The 24,498-nt window shown below is 69.2% G+C and carries 25 protein-coding genes; 9 read left to right on the top strand and 16 right to left on the bottom strand.

Annotation, left to right across the window (positions count from 1 at the left end; all coding sequences use genetic code 11):
* Positions 1 to 67: 67 nt before the first annotated feature.
* From HZS54_RS23375 to HZS54_RS23360, 4 genes are all read left to right on the top strand, one after another.
* The gene (locus HZS54_RS23375) at positions 68 to 1,489 is read left to right on the top strand and encodes a cryptochrome/photolyase family protein (protein ID WP_179919485.1); all 1,422 of its coding nucleotides are present in this window, start codon (positions 68 to 70) and stop codon (positions 1,487 to 1,489) included.
* A gap of 203 nt (positions 1,490 to 1,692) precedes the next feature.
* Positions 1,693 to 2,304, top strand: a complete 612-nt coding sequence (gene sod, locus HZS54_RS23370; RefSeq protein WP_179919484.1) for a superoxide dismutase — start codon at positions 1,693 to 1,695, stop codon at positions 2,302 to 2,304.
* 135 nt (positions 2,305 to 2,439) lie between these two features.
* The gene (locus tag HZS54_RS23365) at positions 2,440 to 2,736 is read left to right on the top strand and encodes a DUF5827 family protein (protein WP_179919483.1); all 297 of its coding nucleotides are present in this window, start codon (positions 2,440 to 2,442) and stop codon (positions 2,734 to 2,736) included.
* Between the two features lie 34 nt (positions 2,737 to 2,770).
* Positions 2,771 to 3,574, top strand: a complete 804-nt coding sequence (locus tag HZS54_RS23360; RefSeq protein ID WP_179919482.1) for an ATPase — start codon at positions 2,771 to 2,773, stop codon at positions 3,572 to 3,574.
* Between the two features lie 450 nt (positions 3,575 to 4,024).
* On the opposite strand, the gene HZS54_RS23355 is transcribed toward HZS54_RS23360, so the two are convergent.
* The 3 genes from HZS54_RS23355 to HZS54_RS23345 all read right to left on the bottom strand — a co-directional run bounded on the left by HZS54_RS23355 (position 4,025) and on the right by HZS54_RS23345 (position 6,276).
* Positions 4,025 to 5,188, bottom strand: a complete 1,164-nt coding sequence (locus HZS54_RS23355; protein WP_179919481.1) for a thiolase family protein — start codon at positions 5,186 to 5,188, stop codon at positions 4,025 to 4,027.
* Between the two features lie 141 nt (positions 5,189 to 5,329).
* Complete coding sequence (locus HZS54_RS23350) at positions 5,330 to 5,485, bottom strand: hypothetical protein (protein WP_179919480.1); 156 nt, start codon at positions 5,483 to 5,485, stop codon at positions 5,330 to 5,332.
* The gene (locus HZS54_RS23345; protein WP_179919479.1) at positions 5,485 to 6,276 is read right to left on the bottom strand and encodes a DUF7839 domain-containing protein; all 792 of its coding nucleotides are present in this window, start codon (positions 6,274 to 6,276) and stop codon (positions 5,485 to 5,487) included. Before HZS54_RS23345 ends, HZS54_RS23350 begins: the two co-directional genes overlap by 1 nt.
* Positions 6,277 to 6,402: 126 nt before the next feature.
* Here HZS54_RS23345 and HZS54_RS23340 point away from each other — a divergent pair, with 126 nt between their 5' ends.
* From HZS54_RS23340 to HZS54_RS23330, 3 genes are all read left to right on the top strand, one after another.
* Positions 6,403 to 7,032, top strand: a complete 630-nt coding sequence (locus HZS54_RS23340; protein ID WP_179919478.1) for a GNAT family N-acetyltransferase — start codon at positions 6,403 to 6,405, stop codon at positions 7,030 to 7,032.
* Positions 7,033 to 7,096: 64 nt separating this feature from the next.
* Complete coding sequence (locus tag HZS54_RS23335) at positions 7,097 to 7,798, top strand: metallophosphoesterase (protein WP_179919477.1); 702 nt, start codon at positions 7,097 to 7,099, stop codon at positions 7,796 to 7,798.
* A gap of 162 nt (positions 7,799 to 7,960) precedes the next feature.
* The gene (locus HZS54_RS23330) at positions 7,961 to 8,410 is read left to right on the top strand and encodes a CBS domain-containing protein (RefSeq protein WP_179919476.1); all 450 of its coding nucleotides are present in this window, start codon (positions 7,961 to 7,963) and stop codon (positions 8,408 to 8,410) included.
* A 21-nt stretch (positions 8,411 to 8,431) separates the two neighbouring features.
* On the opposite strand, the gene HZS54_RS23325 is transcribed toward HZS54_RS23330, so the two are convergent.
* Positions 8,432 to 9,709, bottom strand: a complete 1,278-nt coding sequence (locus tag HZS54_RS23325; RefSeq protein WP_179919475.1) for an NAD(P)/FAD-dependent oxidoreductase — start codon at positions 9,707 to 9,709, stop codon at positions 8,432 to 8,434.
* A 168-nt stretch (positions 9,710 to 9,877) separates the two neighbouring features.
* Between HZS54_RS23325 and HZS54_RS23320 the strand changes: the two genes are divergently transcribed.
* Positions 9,878 to 11,074: a threonine synthase gene (locus tag HZS54_RS23320; protein ID WP_179919474.1), complete on the top strand. Its 1,197-nt coding sequence runs from the start codon at positions 9,878 to 9,880 to the stop codon at positions 11,072 to 11,074.
* A 417-nt stretch (positions 11,075 to 11,491) separates the two neighbouring features.
* Here the strand turns inward: HZS54_RS23320 and HZS54_RS23315 are convergent, their stop codons facing one another.
* Positions 11,492 to 12,019 (bottom strand): hypothetical protein, encoded by a 528-nt coding sequence (locus tag HZS54_RS23315; protein ID WP_179919473.1) that lies wholly within the window; start codon positions 12,017 to 12,019, stop codon positions 11,492 to 11,494.
* 582 nt (positions 12,020 to 12,601) lie between these two features.
* Between HZS54_RS23315 and HZS54_RS23310 the strand changes: the two genes are divergently transcribed.
* Positions 12,602 to 12,766, top strand: coding sequence for a DUF8014 family protein (locus HZS54_RS23310; protein ID WP_179919472.1), 165 nt, complete (start codon positions 12,602 to 12,604; stop codon positions 12,764 to 12,766).
* 37 nt (positions 12,767 to 12,803) lie between these two features.
* On the opposite strand, the gene HZS54_RS23305 is transcribed toward HZS54_RS23310, so the two are convergent.
* The 11 genes from HZS54_RS23305 to HZS54_RS23255 all read right to left on the bottom strand — a co-directional run bounded on the left by HZS54_RS23305 (position 12,804) and on the right by HZS54_RS23255 (position 24,445).
* Complete coding sequence (locus HZS54_RS23305) at positions 12,804 to 13,148, bottom strand: DUF7344 domain-containing protein (RefSeq protein ID WP_179919471.1); 345 nt, start codon at positions 13,146 to 13,148, stop codon at positions 12,804 to 12,806.
* A 133-nt stretch (positions 13,149 to 13,281) separates the two neighbouring features.
* Complete coding sequence (locus HZS54_RS23300) at positions 13,282 to 14,013, bottom strand: GNAT family N-acetyltransferase (RefSeq protein ID WP_179919470.1); 732 nt, start codon at positions 14,011 to 14,013, stop codon at positions 13,282 to 13,284.
* Between the two features lie 89 nt (positions 14,014 to 14,102).
* Positions 14,103 to 14,474, bottom strand: coding sequence for a DUF8055 family protein (locus tag HZS54_RS23295; protein ID WP_179919469.1), 372 nt, complete (start codon positions 14,472 to 14,474; stop codon positions 14,103 to 14,105).
* 39 nt (positions 14,475 to 14,513) lie between these two features.
* On the bottom strand, positions 14,514 to 16,181 hold the full coding sequence (locus HZS54_RS23290) for an FAD-dependent monooxygenase (RefSeq protein WP_179919468.1): 1,668 nt from the start codon (positions 16,179 to 16,181) through the stop codon (positions 14,514 to 14,516).
* Between the two features lie 2 nt (positions 16,182 to 16,183).
* The gene (locus HZS54_RS23285) at positions 16,184 to 17,854 is read right to left on the bottom strand and encodes an electron transfer flavoprotein subunit alpha/FixB family protein (RefSeq protein WP_179919467.1); all 1,671 of its coding nucleotides are present in this window, start codon (positions 17,852 to 17,854) and stop codon (positions 16,184 to 16,186) included.
* A 2-nt stretch (positions 17,855 to 17,856) separates the two neighbouring features.
* Positions 17,857 to 18,753, bottom strand: a complete 897-nt coding sequence (locus HZS54_RS23280) for an electron transfer flavoprotein subunit beta/FixA family protein (RefSeq protein WP_179919466.1) — start codon at positions 18,751 to 18,753, stop codon at positions 17,857 to 17,859.
* 219 nt (positions 18,754 to 18,972) lie between these two features.
* The gene (locus tag HZS54_RS23275) at positions 18,973 to 19,302 is read right to left on the bottom strand and encodes a 4Fe-4S dicluster domain-containing protein (protein WP_179919465.1); all 330 of its coding nucleotides are present in this window, start codon (positions 19,300 to 19,302) and stop codon (positions 18,973 to 18,975) included.
* Between the two features lie 135 nt (positions 19,303 to 19,437).
* A complete protein-coding gene (locus HZS54_RS23270; protein WP_179919464.1) occupies positions 19,438 to 20,091 on the bottom strand; it encodes a helix-turn-helix domain-containing protein in 654 nt (217 codons plus the stop codon).
* 173 nt (positions 20,092 to 20,264) lie between these two features.
* Positions 20,265 to 21,998 (bottom strand): glutamate--tRNA ligase, encoded by a 1,734-nt coding sequence (locus HZS54_RS23265; protein WP_179919463.1) that lies wholly within the window; start codon positions 21,996 to 21,998, stop codon positions 20,265 to 20,267.
* A 52-nt stretch (positions 21,999 to 22,050) separates the two neighbouring features.
* Positions 22,051 to 23,097, bottom strand: a complete 1,047-nt coding sequence (gene idsA3 / locus HZS54_RS23260; RefSeq protein ID WP_179919462.1) for a geranylfarnesyl diphosphate synthase — start codon at positions 23,095 to 23,097, stop codon at positions 22,051 to 22,053.
* Position 23,098: 1 nt separating this feature from the next.
* Positions 23,099 to 24,445, bottom strand: a complete 1,347-nt coding sequence (locus tag HZS54_RS23255; RefSeq protein WP_179919461.1) for an RNase J family beta-CASP ribonuclease — start codon at positions 24,443 to 24,445, stop codon at positions 23,099 to 23,101.
* Between the last annotated feature and the right edge of the window lie 53 nt (positions 24,446 to 24,498).

The following is a 24,498-nucleotide window of genomic DNA, read 5'->3' as shown; positions in this document are numbered from 1 at the left end:
CTCCGCCGGCGTCGCTCCCACACTCGTTTGGGGGTACTTTGAGGGGCGAGTCCGGCGTCGTCCCTGTATGAGAGTACACTGGCACCGCCGGGACCTCCGGACGGCGGACAACCGGGGGCTGGCCGCCGCGGCGGGGCGACTGGAGGACGTGCCCGCCGACGGACCGGTCGTCCCGCTGTTCGTCTTCGACCGGGACGTGCTCGCCCACGCCGGACCGCCCCGCGTCGCGTTCATGCTCGACGCGCTCGACTCGCTGCGGGCGTGGTACCGCGACCGCGGGAGCGATCTGGTCGTCCGCCGCGGCGACCCCTGCGAGGTCGTCCCCGCCGTCGCCGAGGAGTTCGACGCCGACGCCGTCACGTGGGGCGCGGAGGTCTCCGGATTGGGCCGCGAGCGCGACGCGGCCGTCCGGCGGGCGCTCGACGACGCCGACGTGGCCCGTCGCTCGGTCGAGGACGCCCTGCTCCACGAACCGGGCTCGATCCGCACCAACCAGGGCGAGGTGTACTCCGTGTTCACCTACTTCTGGAAGAAGTGGCGCGACCGCGAGAAGGAAGCCCCCGCGCCGACACTCGACGAGTCCGACCTCGTCGACCTCGACGGCGAGGAGTCGCTCCCGACGCTCGACGACCTGGGGTTCGACGAACCCGAGGCCGACGTGCCGCCCGCCGGGACCGATGTCGCCCGCGACCTCCTCGACGCCTTCTGCGAGGGCGACGTGTACGACTACGACGACCGGCGGGACTACCCGGCCGACGAATGCACGTCCCGGCTCTCGGCCCACCTGAAGTTCGGTACCATCGGCATCCGGGAGGTCCACGAGGCGGTCCGCGAGGCCAAGTCCGTGGTCGCCGGCGCCGACTACGACTCCGCCGAGGAGTTCGAGTCCCAGCTCGCCTGGCGGGAGTTCTACCACCACGTCCTCTGGAACGAGCCGAGCGTCGTCACGGAGAACTTCAAGGACTACGAGCGGCCGATCGAGTGGAACCGCGACCCCGAGGCGCTACAGGCCTGGAAGGACGGCGAGACGGGCTATCCCATCGTCGACGCGGGGATGCGCCAACTGCGGGCGGAGGCGTACATGCACAACCGCGTGCGGATGATCGTCGCCTCGTTTCTGACGAAGGACCTGCTGATCGACTGGCGGGAGGGCTACGACTGGTTCCGCGAGAAGCTCGTCGACCACGACACCGCCAACGACAACGGCGGCTGGCAGTGGGCCGCCTCGACGGGGACCGACGCCCAACCCTACTTCCGCGTGTTCAACCCGATGACCCAGGGCGAACGCTACGACCCCGACGCCGAGTACATCCGGGAGTACGTCCCCGAACTCCGGGACGTGCCCGCCGACGCGATCCACGAGTGGCACGAACTGGATGCCGGTCGCCGCGAGATGCTCGCGCCCGACTACCCGGCACCGATCGTCGACCACGGCCAGCGCCGCGAGCAGGCCATCGACATGTTCGAACGCGCGCGGGCCGACGACTGAGGACCACTGCGGGTGACCGCGCGCACCGACCGGGTCGACCCCTCCCGAAACTGAGGGATCGCGGGCGGCCGGCTGGGCGACGGATTCCGCCGCGGGACGCGGGTCAGGCTCCAGCCGAACCGTCCGTGTGAGACAGTTCCACCCATCCAGTTCCTCAAACTTTAACAGGTATCCAGCCGACCGCTAGAGTGGAGGAGATATCTATGCCAGAACATTCCGATCCCGAGCTTCCGCCGCTCCCGTACGACTACGACGCGCTCGAGCCGCACGTCAGCGAGCAGGTGCTCACGTGGCATCACGACACCCACCATCAGGGGTACGTCAACGGCCTCGAATCCGCCGAGGAGACACTCGCCGAGAACCGCGAGGCGGGCGACTTCGGTTCCTCTGCCGGCGCGCTGGGCAACGTCACCCACAACGGCTGCGGTCACTATCTGCACACGCTGTTCTGGGACAACATGTCCCCGAACGGCGGCGGCGAACCCGAGGGTGACCTCGCCGACCGCATCGAGGAGGACTTCGGCTCCTACGAGGGCTGGAAGGGCGAGTTCGAGGCCGCGGCCTCGGCCGCCGGTGGCTGGGCGCTGCTCGTGTACGACCCGGTCGCCAAGCAGCTGCGCAACGTGGCCGTCGACAAGCACGACCAGGGCGCGCTCTGGGGCGCACACCCCGTGCTGGCGCTGGACGTCTGGGAGCACTCGTACTACTACGACTACGGCCCGGACCGCGGCAGCTTCATCGACGCCTTCTTCGAGGTCGTCGACTGGGACGAGGTCGCCGACCAGTACGAGACCGCCGTCGGCCACTTCGAGTAACGACGAGTCAGTTCACCATCGCAATTTTTTCGCGCCCGACCGGTCAGCCGACGGCTCGTCGCTCGCTCGGAACGGTCGCGACACACCTCGTGGCGTTTCGAGGGCTTTAGGCGTCGACCGGGTGTAGCCGAGTCCATGCCACGACCGAAGTCAGAGTTCGACGACCTGCGGCCGCTGGAGTTCCACGAACCGGCGGAGATCCTCGACGCTGACCAGCTCTACACCATCTACGAGATCGGCCGCCTGCTCCAGGGGCTCGACGCCGAGGCCGAACTGGACATCGAGACGGAGAACGTCCTGCTGGACTGGGCCATCCCGTGGATGATGGGACACAGCGAGCAGTTCGTCTTCGCCGAGCCCGAGGCCGACGGCGAACCGGGCTACTACGGGCTCGCGCCGGGCGTCGACGCCGAGGGTACGACCGAGCAATGACGCGCGAGCGGGACCGGAACCGGGAGCGCGAGCGATGAGGCTGCTCGTCGCCGGCGGCGCCCGCGTCGACGCCGGCAAGACCACCTTCTCGACGGGACTGGTCGCCCGGACTGGCGCCGTGGGGTTCAAACCCCGCGCCGGCAACGACTACTGGTTCGACCACGACGACTTCCTGCAAGCGACCGCCGACGGGCGACTCTACGGCAAAGACGCCCGGAAGCTCGCCGCCGCCAGCGCCGCCGACGTGACGCCCGAGGACATCAACGCCGTCCACCGACTCTGGCGACCCAGCCCGGGCGGCGGGACCGGCCTGCTGGGGAAGGAAGACCGGGAGTTCCTCGTCGACCGCGTCGGCGATTTGTTCGTCGTCAACGGCACCGTCGAACTGTCCGACTCGGTCCGGGAGGCGCTCCCGCTCGCCGACGCGCCGCGCGTCTCCTCGGTCGAGGAGTTCAACGAGCTGATGACCGACCGGCACTTGCCCGAACAGCGGTCGCTGCTCGCGGAGATCGAGGCGACCGAGCGGGCGGTCGTCGAGTCCTACGCCGACGTGGCCCGCCCCTTCCGGGAGATCGACCCCGACGCCGTCGCCGTGGTCGAACCGGGCCGGGTCCGCGTCTACGACGGCGACCGCTACGCGAAGGGCTGTGCCATCGCCAGCGGCGGCCCCGACGCCGGCCAACTGGAGGAGCGTGTCGGCGACGTGACCGACCTGATCGAACCGAAGGCCGACGCCCGGTTGCCGCCCCTGTCGAAGGCCGAACGCGGCGACCCCGCGGCCGTCGCCGACGCCTACGAACACGCCTACGACGCCGTCCTCGCCGCCGCCTTCGAGTGACCTACCCGCTCGCGTTCGGTTCGAGTTGCTTGTTGAGGAGTGGTTTCTGTTGGATGAGTCGTGAAAGGAAGTCGACCGCCAGCGACCGCACTTGACGGTGAGCGATGAAAGCCCTCGCCGCGCTCGCGGTCGCTGAGCGGGATATCCGCGCTCTCGGCACCGCCCGCGCGGATAGTCGCCCGCTCAGACGACCACGCAAGCGCGAGCGCGCCTCGCCCTTTCAGTCCGCCAGGACCGCACCCGCACCGCGACAGCAACCGCAGACGGCCTCACACCTCCCCAGCCTCTTGCGATGCTCGCAGGCTGCGCTTCTCATCCCTCGCGCGGCTAGTTCGAGCGGCCCGCCACGAGGCGGGCACGCTCGACAGCACGCGCCGACCGCACTGCAACCACAACACCCTGTACTGAGCACGGAGCGAAATACGAGCGCGCGATCCGTCCGACGACACCTCACCGCGACAGCAACGCCATCACCGCGCCGCCGCCGCCGACGCTCATCCCCACCACCCCGTAGTCGTGGTCCTCCCGGACCATCGCGTGAGCGAGCGTCGTCGTCAGTATCCCGCCGCTGGCGCCGATGGGGTGGCCCAGCGCGACCGCGCCGCCGAGGGGGTTCAGCCGTTCCTCGGGGATGCCCAGCCGGTCGCGCACGTAGACGGTCTGGGCGGCGAACGCCTCGTTGACCTCGTAGTGGTCCACGTCGTCGACGGCCAGTTCGTTCCGGTCGAGCAGGTTCTCGATGGCGTCGCCGACCGCCTGCGAGAACTCCGCGGGGTCGCGGTAGGCGACGGCGTAGTCCTCGACGTGGACCATCGGACCCAGCCCGTGCTCGCGGGCGGCCTCCGCGCTGGCGAGGACGACCCCGCCTGCGCCGTCGGCGAGTTTCGAGGCGTTCCCGGGCGTGATGGTCCCCTCGTCACGAAAGGCCGGCGGGAGCTGCCCGAGTCGGTCCAGTGAAGAGTCGGCCCGCGGCCCCTCGTCGGTCGTGACGAGCCGGTCGTCCACTTCGACGGGGACGAGTTCCTCGTCGAAGCGGCCGTCCTCGACCGACTCGGCGGCGCGGCGGTTGCTCCGCAGCGCGTAGCGGTCCTGTTCCTCCCGGGAGATGTCGTGGGCCTCGGTGAGTCGCTCGGTGAGTTCGCCCATGTGGGCGTCGTAGCCCACGTCCCAGAGCGCGTCGAAGATCATCGAGTCCACGAGTTCGGTGTCGCCGTGCCGGCGCCCCTCGCGCAGCTCCCGGAGGAGGTAGGGGGCGTTGGACATCGACTCCATGCCGCCGCCGACGGCGATGTCGGCCCGACCGGCCGCGATGCGGTCCGCGGCGAGCGTGATGGCGCGCAGCCCCGACCCCGACGCCTCGTTGACGGTCGTCGCCGGCGTGTTCTCGGGGAGCCCCGCTCGGGTGACCGCCTGCCGCGCGGGGACCTGGCCGACGCCGGCCTGGACGGCGTTGCCCAGGCCGACCCAGTCCAGATCCACGGGTTCGACCCCCGAGCGGTCGATCAGGTCCTCCAGTACCGTCGCGCCCAAGTCCGGCGCGCGCACGTCCGAGAGCGAGCCGAGCATCGCGCCGTGGGCCGTCCGCGAGCCGTCGACTATCACTACGTCTGTCATGTGCGAGTGGTTCGCGTGGCTCCGTTATCCGTGTTGTCCCGGCGAACCGTACGGAGGCGAGCCGCGAGGGACTCGCATTCGGGGGTGAATCAGCGTCGACCGAGCCGCTGGAAGCCCGCCGGCTCCCGGACGGCGGTTCGGTCACTCCTCTTCGGCGGCCTCGCGCAGGTCGGCGAGGTGGTTTCGAACGACGCGCAGTGTCGCGTCGGCGTCGGCGTAGCCGTCGTCGTATTCGGAGAGCGCTGCGTCGGTCCTGTCGAGGAAGTCCTCGACTGCTGTGTCAAGTTCGTCGGTCATCATCTCACCTCGTAGGAGACGCCGGTGTCGCGGAGGGCGTCGGTCACGCGGCCGACCCCGTCGGCCATGGCGACGACGACGACCGAGAGCCCGCGGGAGGCGGCGTCTGCGGCTACTTCTCCGGCGGCGAAGTACGTCGCGGGGTCGACGCCCACGGACCGGAGCGCGCCGACGGCCTCGACGCCCGAGGCGACGACGAGGTCCGCACCCTCGCAGGCGTCGGCCAGGTCGTCGAGGCGGTCGTCGTCGGGGCGGCCCGAGCGGATCGACGGGACCTGGAGGACGCGCACCTCGCCCGGATCGAGGTCGATGACGCCCTCGAATCCGGTGACGCCGACGACCTCGCCGGCGGTGGCGTCGGTGGTGGCGACGCCGGTGGCGGCGGCCGTCTCGGTCGTCTCGTCGGGGGTGACGGGGGACGCGTGCTGGAGGCCGTCGCGCATCGACAGGGAGACGGTGTCGCCCTCGGCGATGGCGTCGGTCGCGATCGCGGCGTCCTCCTGGACGGAGCCCAGCACGTCGTCGGTGACGTGCTCCGAAAAGCGGCGCACGTCCGCGGCGGCCTGGAGCGTCCAGTCGACGCCCTCGGTGGTGACGCGGTACCGGGAGCGGCCCTGCTTCTCGACGAGGCCGTCCTCGACGAGGTCGCGGATGTACTCGCTGACGGCCTGGCTGGTCACCCCGACGGCCTCGGCGATCTCGCCCTGGCTGACCGCCGGCTGGCGCTCGGCGATCTCCACGAGGACGCGAAAGCGCGTCGCCGCGCGCTTGTTCGCGAGGACGTCGACCATACTCCCGTCTGGGGACCCCGCCGATATAAATCTCCCCGCCGGCGCCCGGTCGTCGCGCCGGTCGCATTCGTCACTGACTCCCACACCCGGGAAAGCGCTTTTCCGCTGGCCCGCCGCCGTCGGAGTATGTCAGACCTCTTCCCCGAGCGCGTCGAGACCGAGCGGCTGGTCCTCGACCCGGCGACGACCGAGTCGGTCGACCCGCTGGAGCTGTACGAACACACCGGCGAGAGCGCTCCGCACATCGACGAGATCACCGAACACGTCACCTGGGACGCTCACGGGACGCCGAAGGAAACCGAGGAGTTCCTCGAACTGGTCACCGACGAGCGCGAGAACGGCGAGGGCGCGACGTACGTGGTCCGACCGAGACCCGGCGAGGACGGCGCGGGGGAGTTCGCGGGTCTCACCGGTATCGGCGTCGACTGGGACGCGAAGACGGCGACGTTCGGCGCGTGGCTCCGCAAGCCGTTCTGGGGCCGCGGCTACTCCGGCGAGCGCGCGGCGGCGCTGATGGACGTGGCCTTCGACCGACTGGACCTGGACGCCGTCGTCGTCTGCGTCCACGAGGGCAACGAGAAGTCCCGGAAAGCGGTCTCGCGGTACGTGGAAGCCCACGGCGGTCGCCGCGAAGGGCTGTTGCGGAACTACGAGGTGAACATGGACGGCTCGGTGGCGGACGTGCATCGGTTCACCGTCACCGCCGCGGAGTACCGGGCGGCGACCGCGGACGGCGACCCGGCCCCCGACGAGTAGGGAGCGCCCCGCGGACCGACCGGGTGCGTCAGGCATTTGCCCACCGGGCGCCGAGAGTCGGGCGATGGACCCGACGTACCGCGACCGGGCGGCGTACATCGACGGCACGCTCCTCGTCGCGGACACCCACTTCGGGAAGGGCGAGGCCTCGACCGTCGAGTTCCCCATCGGCGCCGGCGAGGACTGCGTCGACCGCCTGGAGGGGCTCCTCGACCGCTTCGAGCCCGAAGAAGTCGTCCTCGCCGGCGACGTGTTCCACTCGTTCGACTACGTGCCCGAGACCGCCGACGAGGCGCTGTCGGGCGTGGTCCGGACGGTTCGGGAGGCCGGCGCGCGTCTCGTCGTCGTCGAGGGCAACCACGACACGATGCTCGGCGCGGCCTATTCGGGCGAGTTGCACGACGAGTACGAACTCGACACGGACGGGGCGGAGACGGTCGTGGTGACTCACGGCCACGAGGAACCGAACACGCCGGCCGACGCCTACGTCGTCGGCCACGACCACCCGGCCATCGAGATCGAGGGACAGAAACGCCCCTGCTTCCTCGTTGGCGACGGCGCATATCGGCGCTCCGACGTGCTCGTCCTGCCCTCGTTCAATCGGCTGGTCGAGGGGCTCTCGGTCGGCGGCCGCCTCGGTGCGTCCCGGCCGGAGCTGTCCCCGCTCGTCACCGGAATCTCCCAGTACCGACCCGTCGTCTTCGACCCCGAGAGCGAGGAGACGCTCACCTTCCCGCCGCTCGGGCAGTTCTCCCGGATGCTGTGACGGGGGCAGGACGCCGATCGGCTCCGTCCGATTATTCGTCCCAGAGCCGATCGAAAGTGCGCTTTTCTCGCGTTTATAATGTGTGTATGACAATAATACTAGGGCGTCTAGGATGTATGTCCATGAAGGTTAAGTAGCGTAGTTTGGTAGCAATTACTACAGATGATCGAAACGACCGTGGAGGCGGTGACGACCCCGACCGCGCGGACGATCACGCCCGAGACGCCGGTGACGGAGGCGGCCGAGCGGTTGCGGGCGCCCGACGTGTCGGCACTGGTCGTCCTCGACTCGGAGACCGTCGTCGGCGTGGTCACCGAGGGCGACATCGTCGCGCTGGTCGCCGAGACGGACGAACGGCCGTCGGTGCGGGCGATCATGTCCGCGCCGGTGACGACGATCCCCTCCGGGGCGACCGTGTTCGAGGCCGCCGAACGGATGCGCTCGGTCGGCGTGAAGCACCTGCCGGTCGTCGACGACGGCGTCTACCGCGGGCTCGTCTCGGCGTCGTCGCTGGCGCCGTACTGCTCGCGGCACAACGTCGCCGTCGACTGGGCGGACGACCCGCTGCGCGTCGACGGGTCGGGGAGTACCGGCGTGACCGCGGGCGACTGATCTGACTGTCGGACCAGCGACTCAGACTTCGTCCGAGACCGTCTCGGCGGCAATCTGCCCGCTCTCCAGGGCGCCCTGGATCGACGACCACTGGGTGTAGTCGCCGGCGAGGTAGACCGGGCCGTCGGGCGCGTCGACGGCGGGGAGACCCTCGCGGAAGCCCGGCGGCTGGTCGAACTGGGCGAACTCGACGCGGTCGGTCGCGAGGAGTTCGAGGTCGTCGAATCGGTGTTCGGGGTACCAGGTGACCAGCGCGTCGCGGACGGCGGTCGCGAGTTCCTCGTCGCTTCGGTCCGGAACGCCCAGCGTCGTCGCCGAGAGCAGCGCGTGGCCGTCGGGCGCGTACTCCGGCGCGACGGTCGACAGCGGAGCGACGGTGTTCGGACAGCTATCGACGGCGTTGAGGACGAGCCGGTGGCCGGTGTCGAGCGAGCGGTGTTCGCGGGTCCGGAAGTACTGGGTGACGCAGCCACGCGCGTCAGTTGGGACCGACTCGACGCCGGTCAGTTCTCGGGCGCGCTTCGGGTCCGTCGCGACGACGACTGCGTCGGTGTCGACGGTTTCGCCGCCGGCTTCGACGGTCGCCCCGCCGTCGGTCCCGTCGCTGGTGGCTCCTTCGACTGCGGTGACCTCGCCCCCCGTCTCGATGGACACGCCGGCGTCGCGAGCGCGGGCGGCGAGCTGGTCGGAGATGGCGCCCATCCCGTCGGCGGGGACGGCGGTGTTCCCGCGCGACAGCATCGAGAAGGTGTAGCGGAAGACCCCGGCGTCGGTCGACAGCGAGCGGTCGAGCGTGATGCCGCCGTAGAACGGCGCGGCGAAGTTCTCGACGAACTTCTCCGAGAAGCCCTTCCCGTCGAGGTACTCGCGGATGCTCTCGCTCGAACCGTCGAGGAGCTCGGCGGGGTCGGCGTTGCCGAGTTCGCGGCGGAGCTGGAGGACCCGGACCTTGTCCATCAGGGTCACGTCGGGGTTCATCGCGGACTCGACAGCGGAAAGCGGCGCCCGGAACGGGTCGGCGAGCGTCGAGCGGTGGTCCGGGCGGGCGATGGTCGCGCCGGGGGCGAAGGTGCGCAGGTCCAGCGCGTCGAGGTCGAGTTCCTCGCGGACGGCGGGGTAGGCGGTGAACATGACCTGAAACCCGCGGTCGAGGGTGAATCCGTCGACCTCGCGCGAGCGGACGCGTCCCCCCAACTCGTCGCGGCGCTCGGACAGCGTCACGTCCGCGCCGTCCCGGGCCAGGCGTCGCGCGGCGACCAGGCCCGCCAGTCCGCCACCGACGACGACGATATCGCTCATGCCCCTACCTTCGGCCCGACCCACTAAACGCCCCCTGTCTCCGGTCGCCGGCGTGGCCACCGTCTCCCGCTGTTCGCGAACGGATGTCGCTCCGCGACGCGAACGCGTTCGCCCCGTCGACGGCCGCGAACGAACAGTGCTTAGTCGATCCGAGCCCGCGCACCGGGTATGGACACCACCACGTCGCTCGACGGCCTCGTCTGCGTCGACTGTGCGGCGACCCACGACCCCGCGGCCGCCCCGCGGCGCTGTCCCGACTGCGGCGGCGTCCTCCGCGCGAGCTACGACGCCGCGGCCGCCGACGTGACCCGCGAGTCGCTCGCCGCGGCACGCTTCGACGGCCTCGCCCGGTTTTCGGACCTGTTGCCGTTCCCCGCAGACGCCCTCGTGACTCTCGACGAGGGGACGACGCCGCTGATCCCGGCCCCCGAGTTCGCCGAGGAACTCGGCGTCGGCGCCGTCTACGTCAAAGACGAGGGGGCGAACCCGACCGGCACGACCGCCGACCGCGGGACCGCGCTGGCCGCGACCGCCGCCCGCGACCACGGCGCCGAGAAGGTCGCGCTCCCGACCACCGGCGACGCCGGCCAGAGCGCCGCCGCCTACGCCGCTCGCGCGGGCCTCGAATCGGAGGCGTTCGTCCCGACGCGCTCGACGTTCGTCGCCAAGGCCATGACCAACGTCCACGGCGGCGACATGAGCGTCGTCGAGGGCCGCTACCCCGACGCCGTCGACGCCTTCGAGAGCGCGATGGCCGACGACGACAACGCCGACTGGCACTCGCTGGCACCCTTCGACACCCCCTACCGCCACGAGGGCGCCAAGACGCTCCTGTTCGAGGTCGTCGAGCAACTCGACTGGGAAGTCCCCGACGCGGTCGTCCACCCGACGGGGCACGGCCTCGGCGTCGTCGGCAGCCACCTCGCCGCCGAGCAACTGCAAGAGGTGGGGCTCGTCGACGACGCCCCCGCGCTCCACGTCGCCCAGCCCGAGGATTGCGCCCCGGTCGTCGCCGCCGACGACGAGGGGGCGGACGAGACCGCCGAGTGGGAGCGCCCGGACACCCTGATCGGCGCGCTCGAAGTTCCGGACCCCGCAGGCGGCGCGCTCGCCCTCGACGCCGTGCGCGACACCGGTGGCTGGGCCGTCGGCGCGAGCGACGACGACGCGCTGGAGGCCGCGGTCCAGCTCAACGCCGAGGGCATCGAAGCCAGCGCGACCGGCGGCGTCGGCGCCGCAGCGGCCCGGGAACTGGCCGACGGCGGCCACCTCGGCAGCGACGATACCGTCGTGCTCGTCAACCCCGTCGCCGGCGCCAAGGAGAACGACGTGCTCCGCTCGCATCTCATGCGGAAGGGCGTCTGAACGGATCGAGACGAGGAAATTTCCAGATGGCGCGCGCTGGAGCGCGCTCTCGTGCGCGCGACCGTAGCCGCGCGAGGGATGAGCACCGCGCGCCGCAGGCGCGCGGAGCGCAAGAGGCTGGGGAGGTGTGAGGCTCACGCCTGTTTGACCAGCCGCCGTTCTGAGGCCCCACGACAAGAATCTCCCTGGCGGACTGAAAGGGCGAGGCGCGCTCGCGTGCAGTTCAGTCGCCTGAGCGACCCCTATCCGAAGCGGCCTCCGGCCGCGAGGATATGTCGCTCAGCGACCGCGAGCGGGCCGAGGGCTTTCAACGCCCGCCGTCGAGTGCGGTACCGATTCCAGCTAGCGAGCGCGTTGAGGGCTTCCAGCGCACGCTGCCAAATTCGGCCCTCACATCCACTCGGAGAACGAACTCGGTCACTCCAGCGTCGCGTTCGCGAGCGTCACGGTCTGGGTCGTCCCGCGCATCGAGCCGGTCCAGACGACCCGAACGCTGTCGCCGGACTCCAGGTAGAAGCCGACGCTGCGCTCGGCGTCCAGGTAGCTCCCGTCGCCGTTCGAGTCCACGCTGGGGTCGTCGACCGTCAGCGAGTCGCCCGGCCGAACGGGGTACCCCACCCCGCGCTTGGTCGCGCTGGGGGAGTCGCTCACCCAGACGACTTCCTCGCTCGTCCCGGTCGAGCCGTCGAGGACGGCCACGGACAGCCGCTCGGTCGTCCGGTCGGTGATAGCGTCGCCGCCGGCGTGTTCGACCGTCAACGCGCCCGCGTCGGCGTCGAACGACACCGAGAAGTCGGCGCCGGGGCTGTCGCGCCGGAGCTCGTCGTCGAGGTAGACCACCGAGCCGACGAGCCCGCCCACGACGGCGAGCGCGACCAGCCAGACGACCCATCGCTCGACGCCGCCGCGCTCGTCACCGACCAGTCCGGAGCGACTGCTCGCCATTACCGGAGGCCACTCGCGCCGGGTAATTAGGTGTCGGGGTCCGGCGGGCGATAGCGAGCGATACGCGCGCTTGTTGAGTAGTGGTTTCGAGTTGATCCTTCGTGGAAGAAGCGGGGACAATCGTGACTGCAGGAGACGGCAGGCGGTGAAAGCCCTCGCCGCGCTCGCTAGCCGGAGTCGCGACCGCAGGGAACGGTGAACGATGAAAGCCCTCGGCGCGCTCGCGGTCGCTGAGGCGGGATATCCGCGCTCTCCGCACAGCCCGCGCGGATAGTGCCCGCTCAGGCGACTACCGGGCGCGAGCGCGCCTCGCCCGTTCAGTCCGCCAGGACCGCAACCGCACCGCCCCGTACAGCGACCGCAGACGGCCACGAGCCTCCCCAGCCGATTCGCTCCGTCACTCCGTTCCCCCCGCTCATCCCTCGCGCGACTGTTTCGAGCGGCCCGCCAGGAGGCGGGCACGCTCGACAGCACGCGCCAACCGCTACCGCACCACCACCCACAACCGTAACAGCGCTCACCTGTCCTGACCGTTCCGGAGTAGCCACCAAAGACTACCCTCGCGGCGCTCGAAGCGGGGGTATGGTCGAGTGCGCGGAGGACGGCTGCGAGGCCGAGGCGGTCGTGGAGTTGCACGTCCCCTGGGCCGACAACCGGCGGGTCTGCGCCGGCCACGCGCGGGTGATCGCCCGGCAGGACGGCGTGGTCGCGGACCCGCTGGACGGGCGCGACGAGGAGTGGCCCTGAATCGCCGAGTGAGCGGAGTACCGCGGCGGCCGGGCGGTCAGTCCGACTTCGAGGAGCGGCGCATCCACTGGTCCGAGCGGTAGGACTGGGCCACGTCGAGACACCGCTCGACGAGCGGGTGGGAGTCGTAGCTGACAACGCCCTCCTCGCGGTCGAACTCGACGACGCCGGCGTCGTCAAGCTTCGGGAGGTGGCGGTGGTGGAGCGACGACGCGAGCGCGTCGGGGTCCTCCTGGCACTCCGTCGCGACGGCGTCGACGAGCGCCGGGAGGTCCAGCGCCCCGCGGGGCGCCGCGCGGAGGAACTCGACGACCGCTCGTCGCCGTCGGTCCGCGAGCAGCTCGAACGCCGTATCGAGTTCGTCCTCGTCGTCGACCGTCATCGACTACGACTTTGTGAGAACGTCGTATAAAAGACTACCGTGGTGGCTCGGGGAATCGTCACCGAACGATCCGTTCGCCTCCCGCGACTTCCGAGCGGACGGTCGCCGAACCGCGAGGGAGCCGTCGAACGCCTCAGACCGTCGTCGCGAGCATCACTTCGTCGAGGTACTCGCCGTCGATCTTGTAGTGGTCCTCCCGGACCGCCTCGACCTCCCAGCCGTGGGCTTCGAGGAAGTCGATGGCCCCCTCGTTGACGTCGGGGACGCTGTTGTAGATCTTCTCGTAGCCGTTGTCGCTGGCCCACTCGACGCCGCGTTCGAGGAGTTCGCTCCCGATGCCGTGGCCGCGGTACTGTTCGAGGACGCCGACCGTGAGCTCGGCGGTGTGGTCGAGTTTCGCCGTCTCGTGGGTGTTGAGGTTGACCCAGCCGACGACCTCGCCGTCGACGGTGGCGACGAAGAACACGCGGGACTGCAGTTCGTTGTGGCGCAACAGCACGTCCTCGGACTCGACCACGTCGGCGACCGTCTCGGCGTCGACGTAGGTGCCACCGCCGATGGCCTGGCGGATCACGCCCACCAGCCCCGTCAGGTCCTCCTCGCGGGCGCGGCGGATCGTCACCTCGAACCCGTCGGAGCTGAACTCCTCCTCGAGTTCGTCGTCGTAGGCGATCCGCAGCTCCCCCTCCGACTCCAGCAGGACGCCGTCGCGCTTGAGGATGGCGACGTGGTGGCCGAACGCCCGCGGCTCCATCTCCAGCGCCCGACGAGCCTTCTGTGGCTTCACCGACCCGTGGCGCTCGACGTAGTCGTAGATGTCGCGCCGGTCGTCGTGGTCGAACGATAGCTCCGCTGTGAGCTCCATGTGTATAGATACCACGCCACGACACTTAGCGTTTGTCACGGTCGATCAAGATCGAATCGCGTCGGGCGACGAGCGGCCCCGCGGCGGACTCACTCGGCGTCGCGGTCGGGGACGCCGGTCAGAATACGGGCCACGTCGGCGATGTCGTGGGTGTCCAGCAGCGCCTCGGCGGCCGTCCGGACGGAGCGGTCGGCCGTTATCTCGACGCCGTAACAGCGGGCGTACAGTTCGAGGTAGGTGTTCAGCGCCCGCTCCAGCCGTTCGAACTCCGCCTCGCCGAAGCGGTCCCACTCGCCCGAGCGGGCGTCGACGTAGACGGCGACGGCTTCGCCGACGCCCTCCCGGCAGACGGCCACCGCGCGCTCCTCGTCGGGCGGGTCCGCCGGGGGGTCGAACGACTCCCTGGCGGCGGCCGCCTCGTCGGCCAACTCGTCGATGCGGTCGCGGTACTTCGATGGCATGGAAAGCGGTGGGGAAGCGGGTGTGAGCGGTCGAATCCGTCAGCCCTGTTCGTACTCGACGCCCTTGCCGCCGCGCGGGTGGGTCCAGTCGGTGTCGGCGACGACGGCGCAGGTGCCACATTCGACGCAGGGCTGGGTGTCGAGGCTGACGACGTGTTCCTCGGAGCCGTTCGTCCCGACGTACTCGTCGCGGTAGCAGCCGCCGCCGAACTCCTTCGCGCTGACCGGGCAGGCCGTCACCGCCGTCCCGCTGGCGGCGAAGGAGTTGTCCCGCAGCTCGATGTGGGGGTTGCCCTCGTCGATGTCGTAGGTCAGGTCGCCGATCCGGTCGTCCAGCTCCGGCGGCTCAATGGTGTTGACGCCCTCGACGGGCGCGCCCAGCTCCTCGGCGATGACGGTCGGGACGGTGACGTAGCCCATCCGCGTGTCCGGGAGCATCCCCATCAGGAATGGGGAGTTGAACAGCGCCTCTGCGCGGTCCCCGAGCGCCGAGATCGCCGTGCGGCCGACCACGGAGTCGGTCACGGCGTTCATCGCCGAGGCGACGGGGCCGACCTCGCCGAGCTTGCCCAGGGTCTTGTAGCGGGTGGGCCGGAGCTTGTCCATCACGCCCTCGTTTTCGAGCTTGGCGACGTAGCGCTCGCCGGCGGCGTCCGTATCGCCGCGGGATCTGGCGTCGACGAACGCCTCGGCGGCCAGCGCCCCCGCGGTGACGGCGTGGTTCATCCCCTTGATGATCGGGCCCTGGGCCTGCATCTGGCCGGCGGCGTCGCCGACGAGCAGCAGGCGGTCGCGGTAGGGCGAGGGGTGAGCCACCTTCTTCGAGTCGGGGACGAGCTTCGCCGAGTACTCCAGTTCGTCGTACTCGTCGCCGAGCCAGTCCGCCAGCAGCGGGTGAGTCAGCAGGTTGTTGAGCAGCTGCTGGGGCTCGGCGCGCTCGTCGGCGATCGAGTCGAGGTGGAAGACCGTCCCGATCGACAGCGACTGGTCGTTCGTGTAGAGGAACCCGCCGCCCCGCACGTTCCGGAACAGGTCGCCCGAGAACAGATGGGCGACCCCCTCGTCCTCATCGACGTTGAACCGGTCCTCGATGGCGCCCTCGGGCATGTCGACGACGGCCTTGACGCCCTGGAACCACTCCTCGGGCTCCTCCCAGTCCATCAGCCCGGCGTCGCGGGCCAGTTCGGAGTTGACCCCGTCGGCCGCGATGATCACGTCGGCCTTGATCGGGTCCAGCTCGTCGCAGGTGACGCCGACGATCTCCGCGCCCTCCCGGAGCAGGCCGTTGACCCGCACCTCGGTCAGGAGTCCGCCGCCGGTCTCGCGTGTCATCTCGTGGACCTCGCGGGCGAGCCACGAGTCCATCTTCCGCCGGAGCACGGAGTCGGCCCACTCCGTGTCGTGGTGGTGGAGATCGCCCAGGTCGAAGGTCTTCACGTCCCGCCCGGCGACGTTGTGGATGTAGTGCTCGGTCACCTCGCGGTCGCTCGCTTCCTCGCGGAACCCGGGGAACAGCTCGTCGATCGTGTACGGCGAGGACTCTTCGGCGTAGAGGAGCCCGCCCGACACGTTCTTCGAGCCGGCGTCGACACCGCGCTCTAAGACCAGCGTCTCGATACCGTTGCGCGCCAGCGTGGCGGCCGCCGCCGCGCCGCCGGGGCCGGCGCCGACGACGACCGCTTCGTAGTGTTCGTAGTCGTCCGTCATAGTCAGTCGTCGCTCGCCTCCGCGACCGCCGTCGCCAGTTCGCCCGCCTCGACCGCCTCGGTCAGGCGGGGCAACACCTCGAACAGGTCGCCCTCGATGTAGTAGTCGGAGAACCCGCGGATGTCCGCGTCCGGGTCCGTGTTGATCGCGACGATCGTGTCGGACTCGTCCATCCCGACCTTGTGCTGGATCGCCCCGGAGATGCCCGCGGCGACGTACACGTCGGGTTCGACCACCTGGCCGGACTCGCCGATCTGGCGGTCCTCGCCGATGTAGCTCTCGACGTGGCCCTCGAAGTTGTACGAGGAGGTGATCACCCCTCGCGAGAGGCCGAACGCGGCGTCGTCGAACGCGTCCACGAGGTCGAGCCCGAGTTCGATCCCCTCGGTGGGGGAGTCGCCGATCCCGCGCCCCATCGCGACGACCACGTCGTGACCGGTCAGGTCGATCCCCGAGTCGAGCGTGTCGAACTCCGTGACCTCGACGCCGAACCAGTCGTCGTCCAGATCCATCTCGTACTCGACGACCTCCCCCTCGCGCTCGGGGTCGGCCTCGGGGATCTCGAAGCTCCCCGGAATGACGGAGGCGCCCTGTGGGTGGAAGTCGCGGAACGGCTTGTCGATACAGAGGATCGTCGAGTACTCGAACCCGGAGAAATCGGGGCGCTTCATGTGCAGGATACGCTCGAACTCCTTGCTGTCGCCGGGCTTGCCGGTCTTCGCGGGATTCGAGATCATCGCCTCCTCGATGTACAGGCCCGAGCAGTCCGAGGCCAGCCCGGAGTCGAGTTCGCCCTGGACGAGCGCCGACAGATCCCGGCCGTTGTTCGTCGCCGGGAAGACGGTGTATCTGGGCTCGTCGTACTCTTTCCAGTCCACGTCTTCGTGGCCCTCGTCGGCGACCTGCCCGCCCGCGCGGGCCATCGAGCAGAAGATCTCCGTGTACGGCTCGTGACGGAAGCGCTCCAGCCGGTCGTCTTCGAGGGAGACGACCCGGTCGGCGCCGAACTCGATCACCTGCTCGGTCAGGTCGGTCACCTCGTCGCCGATCAGGACGGCAACCACGTCCTCGGGCTCGCCGTCCTCGTCGCCGCCGTACTGGTCGTTGTAGTCGTCCATCAGCTGGCGGGCCTTGCCGAGCATCTCCGTGGACACGTCGATGAGCTCGCCGTGCTGAGTCTCGCAGTAGACCCACATGTCGCGGTACTCGGCGTCCTCCAGGCGCTCGACCCACTGCTTGTCCGCGGTGGGGTGGTCCAGATCCGGGTGTTTCTCCTCGGGCGGGACGTATTCGAGTTCCTCGCCCTCCTCGTCGTCGCTGCCCTCGATGGACTCGATGCGGTCCTCGATCTGTCCCTTCGCGGTCTTGCGGTCCTGCCCGTCCTCCTCGCGCTCCAGCATATCTTCGAGGACGGCCACGTCGTCGACATCCCGCACGAGGTTCGCGATGTCCGCGACGGTGAGATCGGACAGATCGACCGACTCGGGGTCGATCTCCTCCTCGTCCTCCTCCAGTTTCTCGATGCGACTCTCGACGAGCGTCTTCACGGGAGGCCGGTCCTCGCCCTCCTCCTCCAGTTCCAGCATCTCCCGCAGCTCGTCGGCGTCGTCGATATCCTTGACTTTCGGGCCCAGCTCCGCTATCTCGTGGTCTGTCGGGTCTATCTCCGGCATCGTCAGTCACCCCCCGCGTACGGCGCGAGTTCGTCGACGACGCTCTCCATGGCCGCGTCGTCGTCGGGGTCGACAACCGTCGCCTCCCGCTCGCTGGGGGCCTTCGGGATGGGGTCGACGCCGGCGACGATAGTGGGTGAGCCGTCGAGCCCGATGTAGTCGGGGTCGAGGTTCAGCGCCTCGTGGTTCCACATCGTGAATCGGTCCCAGTCGGTCGGATCGAGGTCCGAGTCGTCGTCGAGGAACTCCCCGAACTCGTCGGCCCGCTCCCGTGTCGTCTCGCGCAGGTCCTTGTGTTTCAGCCGGTGGTCGGCCCGGCGATACGTGGGTTCGAACTCCGGGTCGGCGACGACGAACGCCGGCAGCGGCGCCTCGACGGTCTCGATCTCCTCCACGTCGCCCTCGACGAGACGCTTGGCCCTGAGGACCCCTTCGTCCTCGTCGATATCGAGCGAGATGACGTGCGTCACGAGCGGCATGTCGAGACACCACTCCGTCTGGGGGCCGGTGTGTCCCGTCTCCCCGTCGGCGGTCTTGAAGCCCGCGAACACCAGATCCGGCGGGTCGTCGAGTTTCTGGATGCCCGTGGCGACGGTCATCGCCGTCGCCCAGGTGTCGGCGGCGCCCATCTCCCGGTCCGAGAGCAGGTACAGGTCGTCGGCGTACACGTCCCGCATGCCCTCCTGCAGGACCTCCATGTAGCCCGGCGGCCCCATACTCATCAGCGAGACGGTGCCGCCCTTGCGGACCTTCGTCTGCAGCGCCGCCCTGAGCGCGTGTCTGTCGTTCGGGTTCATCACCGTCGGCGTCTTCCCCCGCTCCAGGTGGCCGTCCTCGTCGAAGGAGACCTGGCCCTCCCTGAAGTCGGGGACGCCTTTGGTCAGTACGACGCTATGCATATTGGTATCACACAGTTTGGTAGCCGAGTGGATAATGGGTAAGTTTTTCGTCCATCGAAACCACGGATCCGGGACGCGTCCCGTGATCGAGATCGGATCGCGGAGACGGGGCCGCTCGGGCGACGTATCGAAGGAATCGGCGACGGCGTCGCAACTACTCGGGAAGAGACCGGTAAAAACGCGGGACGTGACGGCGGCCGGCCACCGAACCGGGTCGCGTCAGATGCGGCCGGCGCGGCCGGGGTCGACGTCGATGGCGTCGACGGGGCAGACGTCGACACAGAGCATGCAGTCGATGCACTGGTCCTCGTGGGCCGGGTCGGCCTTGATCTCGCTCTCGGGGTGGTCGGGCGTGTCGACCCACTCGAAGACGTCGACCGGGCAGTCCTCCAGGCAGGCGCCGTCGGCCAGGCAGATATCGAAGTCGACGGCCACGTGTGTGCCGTGGATGCCCAGCGTCTCCGGTTCCTCGACGGGGCCCCAGACGTTGTGTCCCTCGTGTTCCTCGGCGATCTCGCGGTTGTTCTCGAACTCCGGATCGATGGCCATGGGTACCTAGGTTCACCGCCCGGGCCACCGTAAACCTTGCTCCCGTCGAACCGCGCGACGCCGGCCGATTCGGGTGCGAGCGGCGCCGAACGGCGGTCGGTCGCGAGCGGAGTCGCTCCGACCGCGCGACCGCCGTCAGGTCTCGGGCGAGGTGAGGATGGTGTTGCTGACGAGCCTGACGATCGCCCGTCGCAGTCGCTCGGTGACGGCCTGGTCGGAGATGCCGAGCTGCTCGGCCAGCTCGACCGTCGTGCAGTCGCGGGGGATGTCGTAGTACCCCTCCTCGACGGCGAGGACGATCGCCTCGCGCTGGCGCTCGGTCAGCCCGAACCACGGGCCCAGATCGGGTTTGCTCGGGTTGTAGACGCGGATCACCTCGAAGCCGATGTCGCCCTCGCGACAGCGCTCCTGGAAGGCCGACATCGCGTCGTGGGAGGGAAAGCGCAGCTCGAACCGCCAGGAGTCGCCGGTCCCGGTCGCGTTGAGAATGTAGGCGTTGACCGCTCGAACGGCGCGAAAGACGGCGTCGTTCTCGACGGACCACTCGAAGGTGTAGAGAATGCGGTCGTCGTAGGTGTCGATCTGGACGAGGTCGTCGACCGACGGAGCCGCGAAGACGGTCTCCTCGAACGCCTCGAAGTCCGCACCGTAGACCCAGAAGAAGGGGACCGCCCGCTCGCCGGTCGGGACGAGCGACTCCAGTTCGACCGTCCCCGAATCAGACACGTCCATGATACGTCCCAGCTCGAACTCCGTCGCGGGAATGCTAATCTCGGCGATGACGCTCATATAGACAACGCTTCCGTGTTACACGTCCCGCCCGAAAGCGGCCCAGCATGACACATCATGCAGCGTTATCGATTCTGAATACGGGCGCTCAGCCGGACTGTCACTCGTTTCGTGACACTCGATCGCCCGTTCGGTCCCGGACGGTCCGGGGACGACCGAACAGGCGCGGGCGTTCACGGGTGGGTGTAGTACGCGACGGCGGGGTCGTCACCGGGGTCGTCGATGCGGGCGAAGCCGACGCGCTCGAACTGGACCAGGTCGTCGGCCTCGTAGTCGAGGACGCCCGGCTCGGCGACGCCGGTCACGTCCCCGTCCATCGTCCGCAGGCGCAGGCGCGGCCCGTCGGCCGGCGCCCAGTGGATCACGTCCACGTCGCCCTCGCGGACCACCGCCAGATCGTCGCCCGTCGCGACGAACTCCTCGCCCTCGTAGCGGACGCAGCCGTAGCCCTTGAGCCACACGCGCTCGCCGTCGGCCGGCAGGTCGGCGGCCTCGACGACCACGCTGCCCTCGACGGGGATCGAGCGGCGACCGCGGTCCTCGTGGTTGGGGTGGACGAGCGGCTCGCCCTCGTCGGGGCCGCCCGAGACCGACAGCTCGACGCTCCCCTCGGTGCCGGGGCCGTCGTCGCGGACGAAGAAGGCGCGGTCGGTCTCCTCGTCGATCAGCTCGCGGTTGTTCGCGTAGATCGACGACATCGCCAGGTCGACGTTCGAGGAGGAGGTCCCGAGTTCGACCATCGCGTCGACGATGGCCTCGCCGCGGATCCCCCGTCGGCGAAGGCTCGCGATGGTGGGCGCGCGCGGGTCGTCCCACCCGGTCAGCTCGCCCGCCTCGATCTTTTCGATGATGGTCGAGGTGCTCATCGGCACGTCGTAGGCGTCGATCTGGACGTGGCCCCAGTGGACCACCTCGGGGTACTCCCAGCCGAAGTAGTCGTAGACGAACGCCTGTCGCTTCGCCGAGTCCTGCAGGTCGATCCCGCGAACGATGTGGGTGATGCCGGTGAGGTGGTCGTCGATCCCGCTCTGGAAGTCCAGCATCGGCCAGCAGCGGTAGTCGGCGGCCTCTTCACGGGGGTGGGGCGTGTCGATCATCCGGAAGGCCACGAAGTCCCGGAGCGCGGGGTTCTTGTGCTCGATGTCGGTCTTGACCCGCAGGACCATCTCGCCGCTGTCGTACTCCCCGTCGACCATCGCGTCGAACTCCTCGTGGACCGTCTCGGCGTCCTTGTCGCGGTGCGGACAGGCCTCCCCCGAGTTTTTCATGTCGGAGAAGTCCTCGCCCGAACACGAACAGGTGTAGGCCCCACCGAGGTCGATCAGCTCTCGCGCGTGGTCGTAGTAGATATCGACGCGGTCGCTGGCCTTGATCACCTCGTCCGGTTCGAAGCCGAGGTAGTCGACGGCGTCGAGGATCTCGTCGTAGGCGTCCAGGTCCGGTCGCTTGGTCTCGGGGTCGGTGTCGTCGAACCGACACAGCATCCAGCCGTCGTAGATCTGCTTGTAGGTCCCGATGACCGCGGGCATTCGCGCGCTCCCGAGGTGCCACGGCCCGTTGGGGTTCGGCGCGAGGCGCATCCGCACCTCGTCGTACTCCTCGGCGTTCGGCAGGTCCGGGAGCGCCTGGTCGTCTTCCTCGTCCTCGGCGTCGAGTTCCTCGACGCGCTCGGGCGCGAGGTCCGCGAGCCGCTCGCGTTTCTCGGCGGCGTCCATCCCGTTGACTCGCTCGACGACCGGCGCCACCACGCCGGCCATCTCGTCGCCGTGTTCGCGGAACTCGGGGTTCTGCCCCATCAGCGGGCCCATGATCGCCCCGACCTGTGCGTCGCTGTCGTGTTTCAGCGCGTTGTAGAGGGCGTTTACCTCCGCGGCCTCCTCGGCCTGCTCGCGTACGTCGTCGTCCATTGGGAGGGACTTCTGGCCCCCGCGTGAAAACCGCGTTGGGTTCGACCGCCAGTCAGTACTCGCGCTCGATGAGGTAGTCGGCGATGTCCTCCAGTCGGGCGCGGGCCTCGTTGTCGGGGAGGACCCGGAGGTTGTCCTTGCCGCTGGCGATGAGGTCCCGGGCGGTCTCGCGGGCGTACTGGATCGACCCCGCCTCGCGCAGGCGCTCGACGGCGGCCTCGATCTCGGCCTCGTCGACGGCCTCGACGGAGTCGGTCTCGACGAGGTCCGCCACGTCGACGCCCTGTTCGCGGGCGTGCAGGGTGATCAGCGTCTGCTTGCCCTCGACCAGGTCCGACCCGCGCTGTTTGCCCAACTTCTCGCTGGGCGTCGTCAGGTCGAGCAGGTCGTCCTGGATCTGGAAGGCGCGGCCCACGTCGAGGCCGTAACCGTGCAGCGAGTCGACGGCCTCGTCATCGGCGCCGACGAGCATGGCCGGGATGGCCGCGCTCGCGGCGTACAGCACCGCGGTCTTGAGCTCGACCATCTCGAGGTACTCGTCGGTGGCGACGGCGTCGCGGGACTCGAAGTCGATGTCCAGCGACTGCCCCTCGCAGATCTGGGTGCAGGTCGTCGCCAGTTCCATCAGCGCGGCGTTGGTGCGCTCGGGGGCGGCGCCGGTCTCGACGAGGTACTGGAAGGCCTTGGAGTAGAGGGTGTCCCCGGCGAGGATCGCCGTCGAGAGGTCGTACTCGCGGTGGACCGAGGGGACGCCGCGGCGCAGGTCGTCGTCGTCCATGATGTCGTCGTGGATGAGGGTAAAGGACTGGATGACCTCGACGCTGACCGCGGCCTTGAGCACGTCGACGGTGCCGCCCTCCGCGGGGAACGAGCGGTAGTCGGCGGTCTCGGGGTCGGCGTCCACGTCGGCCAGCGACTCCGCGACCAGCAGGACGACGGTCGGACGGAGTCGCTTCCCGCCGGCGTCGAGCAGGTAGCGCGCCGCCTCGTAGAGCCGCTCGGGCTCGTCGACCGGCAGCTCCTCGGGGACCGCCTGGTTGACCCGCTCGCGGCGCGCGACGATGGCCCGCTCGACGGCCGCCTGGGACTGTCTGCTCATGCTACTCGACCAGCTGGATCAGGTTGCCGTTTCGCGTGACGTGCAGGTCCCGACCCATCTTGTACCCCTCGCTCTCGCAGAGGTTGACGTAGTCCGAGAACCCGGACATGTCCTGGTGAGCGGGGATGACGTTCTGGGGCTGGAGCGCGTCGAGCATCTCGTAGTGGCCCTCCTTGTTCAGGTGGCCCGAAACGTGGATGTCGTCGTAGATGCGCGCGCCCTGCATGCCCAGCAACTTCTCGCTCTGGTAGCGCTGGCCCTCGTTCGTGGGTTCGGGGATGACCCGCGCCGAGAAGATGACCTTGTCGCCGTCGTCGATCTCGTAGGGGGTCTCGCCGCGGCCCATGCGGGTGAGCATCGCGCGGGGCTCGCCCTGGTGGCCCGTCACGATCGGCAGGAAGTTCTCCTTGCCCTCGTTCATGATCCGCTTGAACGTCCGGTCGACGGACTTGCGGTGGCCGTACATACCCAGATCGTCGGGGAAGTCGACGAAGTCCAGTCGCTCGGCCGTGCCGGAGTACTTCTCCATCGAGCGGCCCAGCAGCACCGGCTGGCGACCGATGTCGTCGGCGAACTCGACGAGGCTCTTCACGCGAGCGATGTGACTGGAGAAGGTGGTCGCGACGATGCCGCCGTCGTAGTCCTCCAGGGAGTACATCACGTCCTTGAGGTGGCGGCGAGCGACGGACTCGGAGGGCGTGCGGCCCTTCTTGCCCGCGTTCGTGCAGTCCTCGATGTAACAGAGGACGCCCTCGCCCTCGCGGCCGATCTCGCGGAACCGCTTCATGTCGATGGGGTCGCCGATGACCGGCGTGTGGTCCATGCGCTTGTCCAGCCCGTAGACGATGGCGCCCTCGGGCGTGTGCAGGACCGGGTTGATCGCGTCGATGATGGAGTGAGTGACGTTGACGAACTCCAGTTCGTTCTTGTCGCCGATGGACATCGTCTCGCCGGCCTCCATCTTCTCCAGGTCGTTCTGGACGCCGAACTTCTCCTCGCCCTTGATCTGCTGTTTGACCAGCTCGATCGTAAAGGGCGTCGCGACGATGGGCGCGTCGTAGCGGTGTGCGAGCTTGGAGATGGCACCGATGTGGTCGAGGTGGCCGTGTGTCGGCACGATGGCCTTCACGTCGCCCTCCAGGTCGGACATGATGCGGTCGTCCGGGATCGCACCCATGTCGATCAGGTCCAGGCTGTGCATCCGTTCGGTCTCGACGTTGTCGTGGATGAGGACCTTCGAGAGGTTCAGGCCCATGTCGAACACCACGACGTCGTCGCCTGCGCGAACTGCCGTCATCTGGCGGCCGACTTCCTCGTAGCCGCCGATAGTTGCGATTTCGATTTCCATGGTTTGCACTCCGAGGGAGGCTCGCCCGCGACGGCGGTGCGACCGGCGAACAG

Origin of the sequence: Halosimplex pelagicum, from assembly GCF_013415905.1 — an archaeon.
GTDB lineage: Archaea > Halobacteriota > Halobacteria > Halobacteriales > Haloarculaceae > Halosimplex > Halosimplex pelagicum.
The sequence above is the reverse complement of the archived record's forward strand: the minus strand, read 5'-3'. Positions and strand labels throughout refer to the sequence as shown.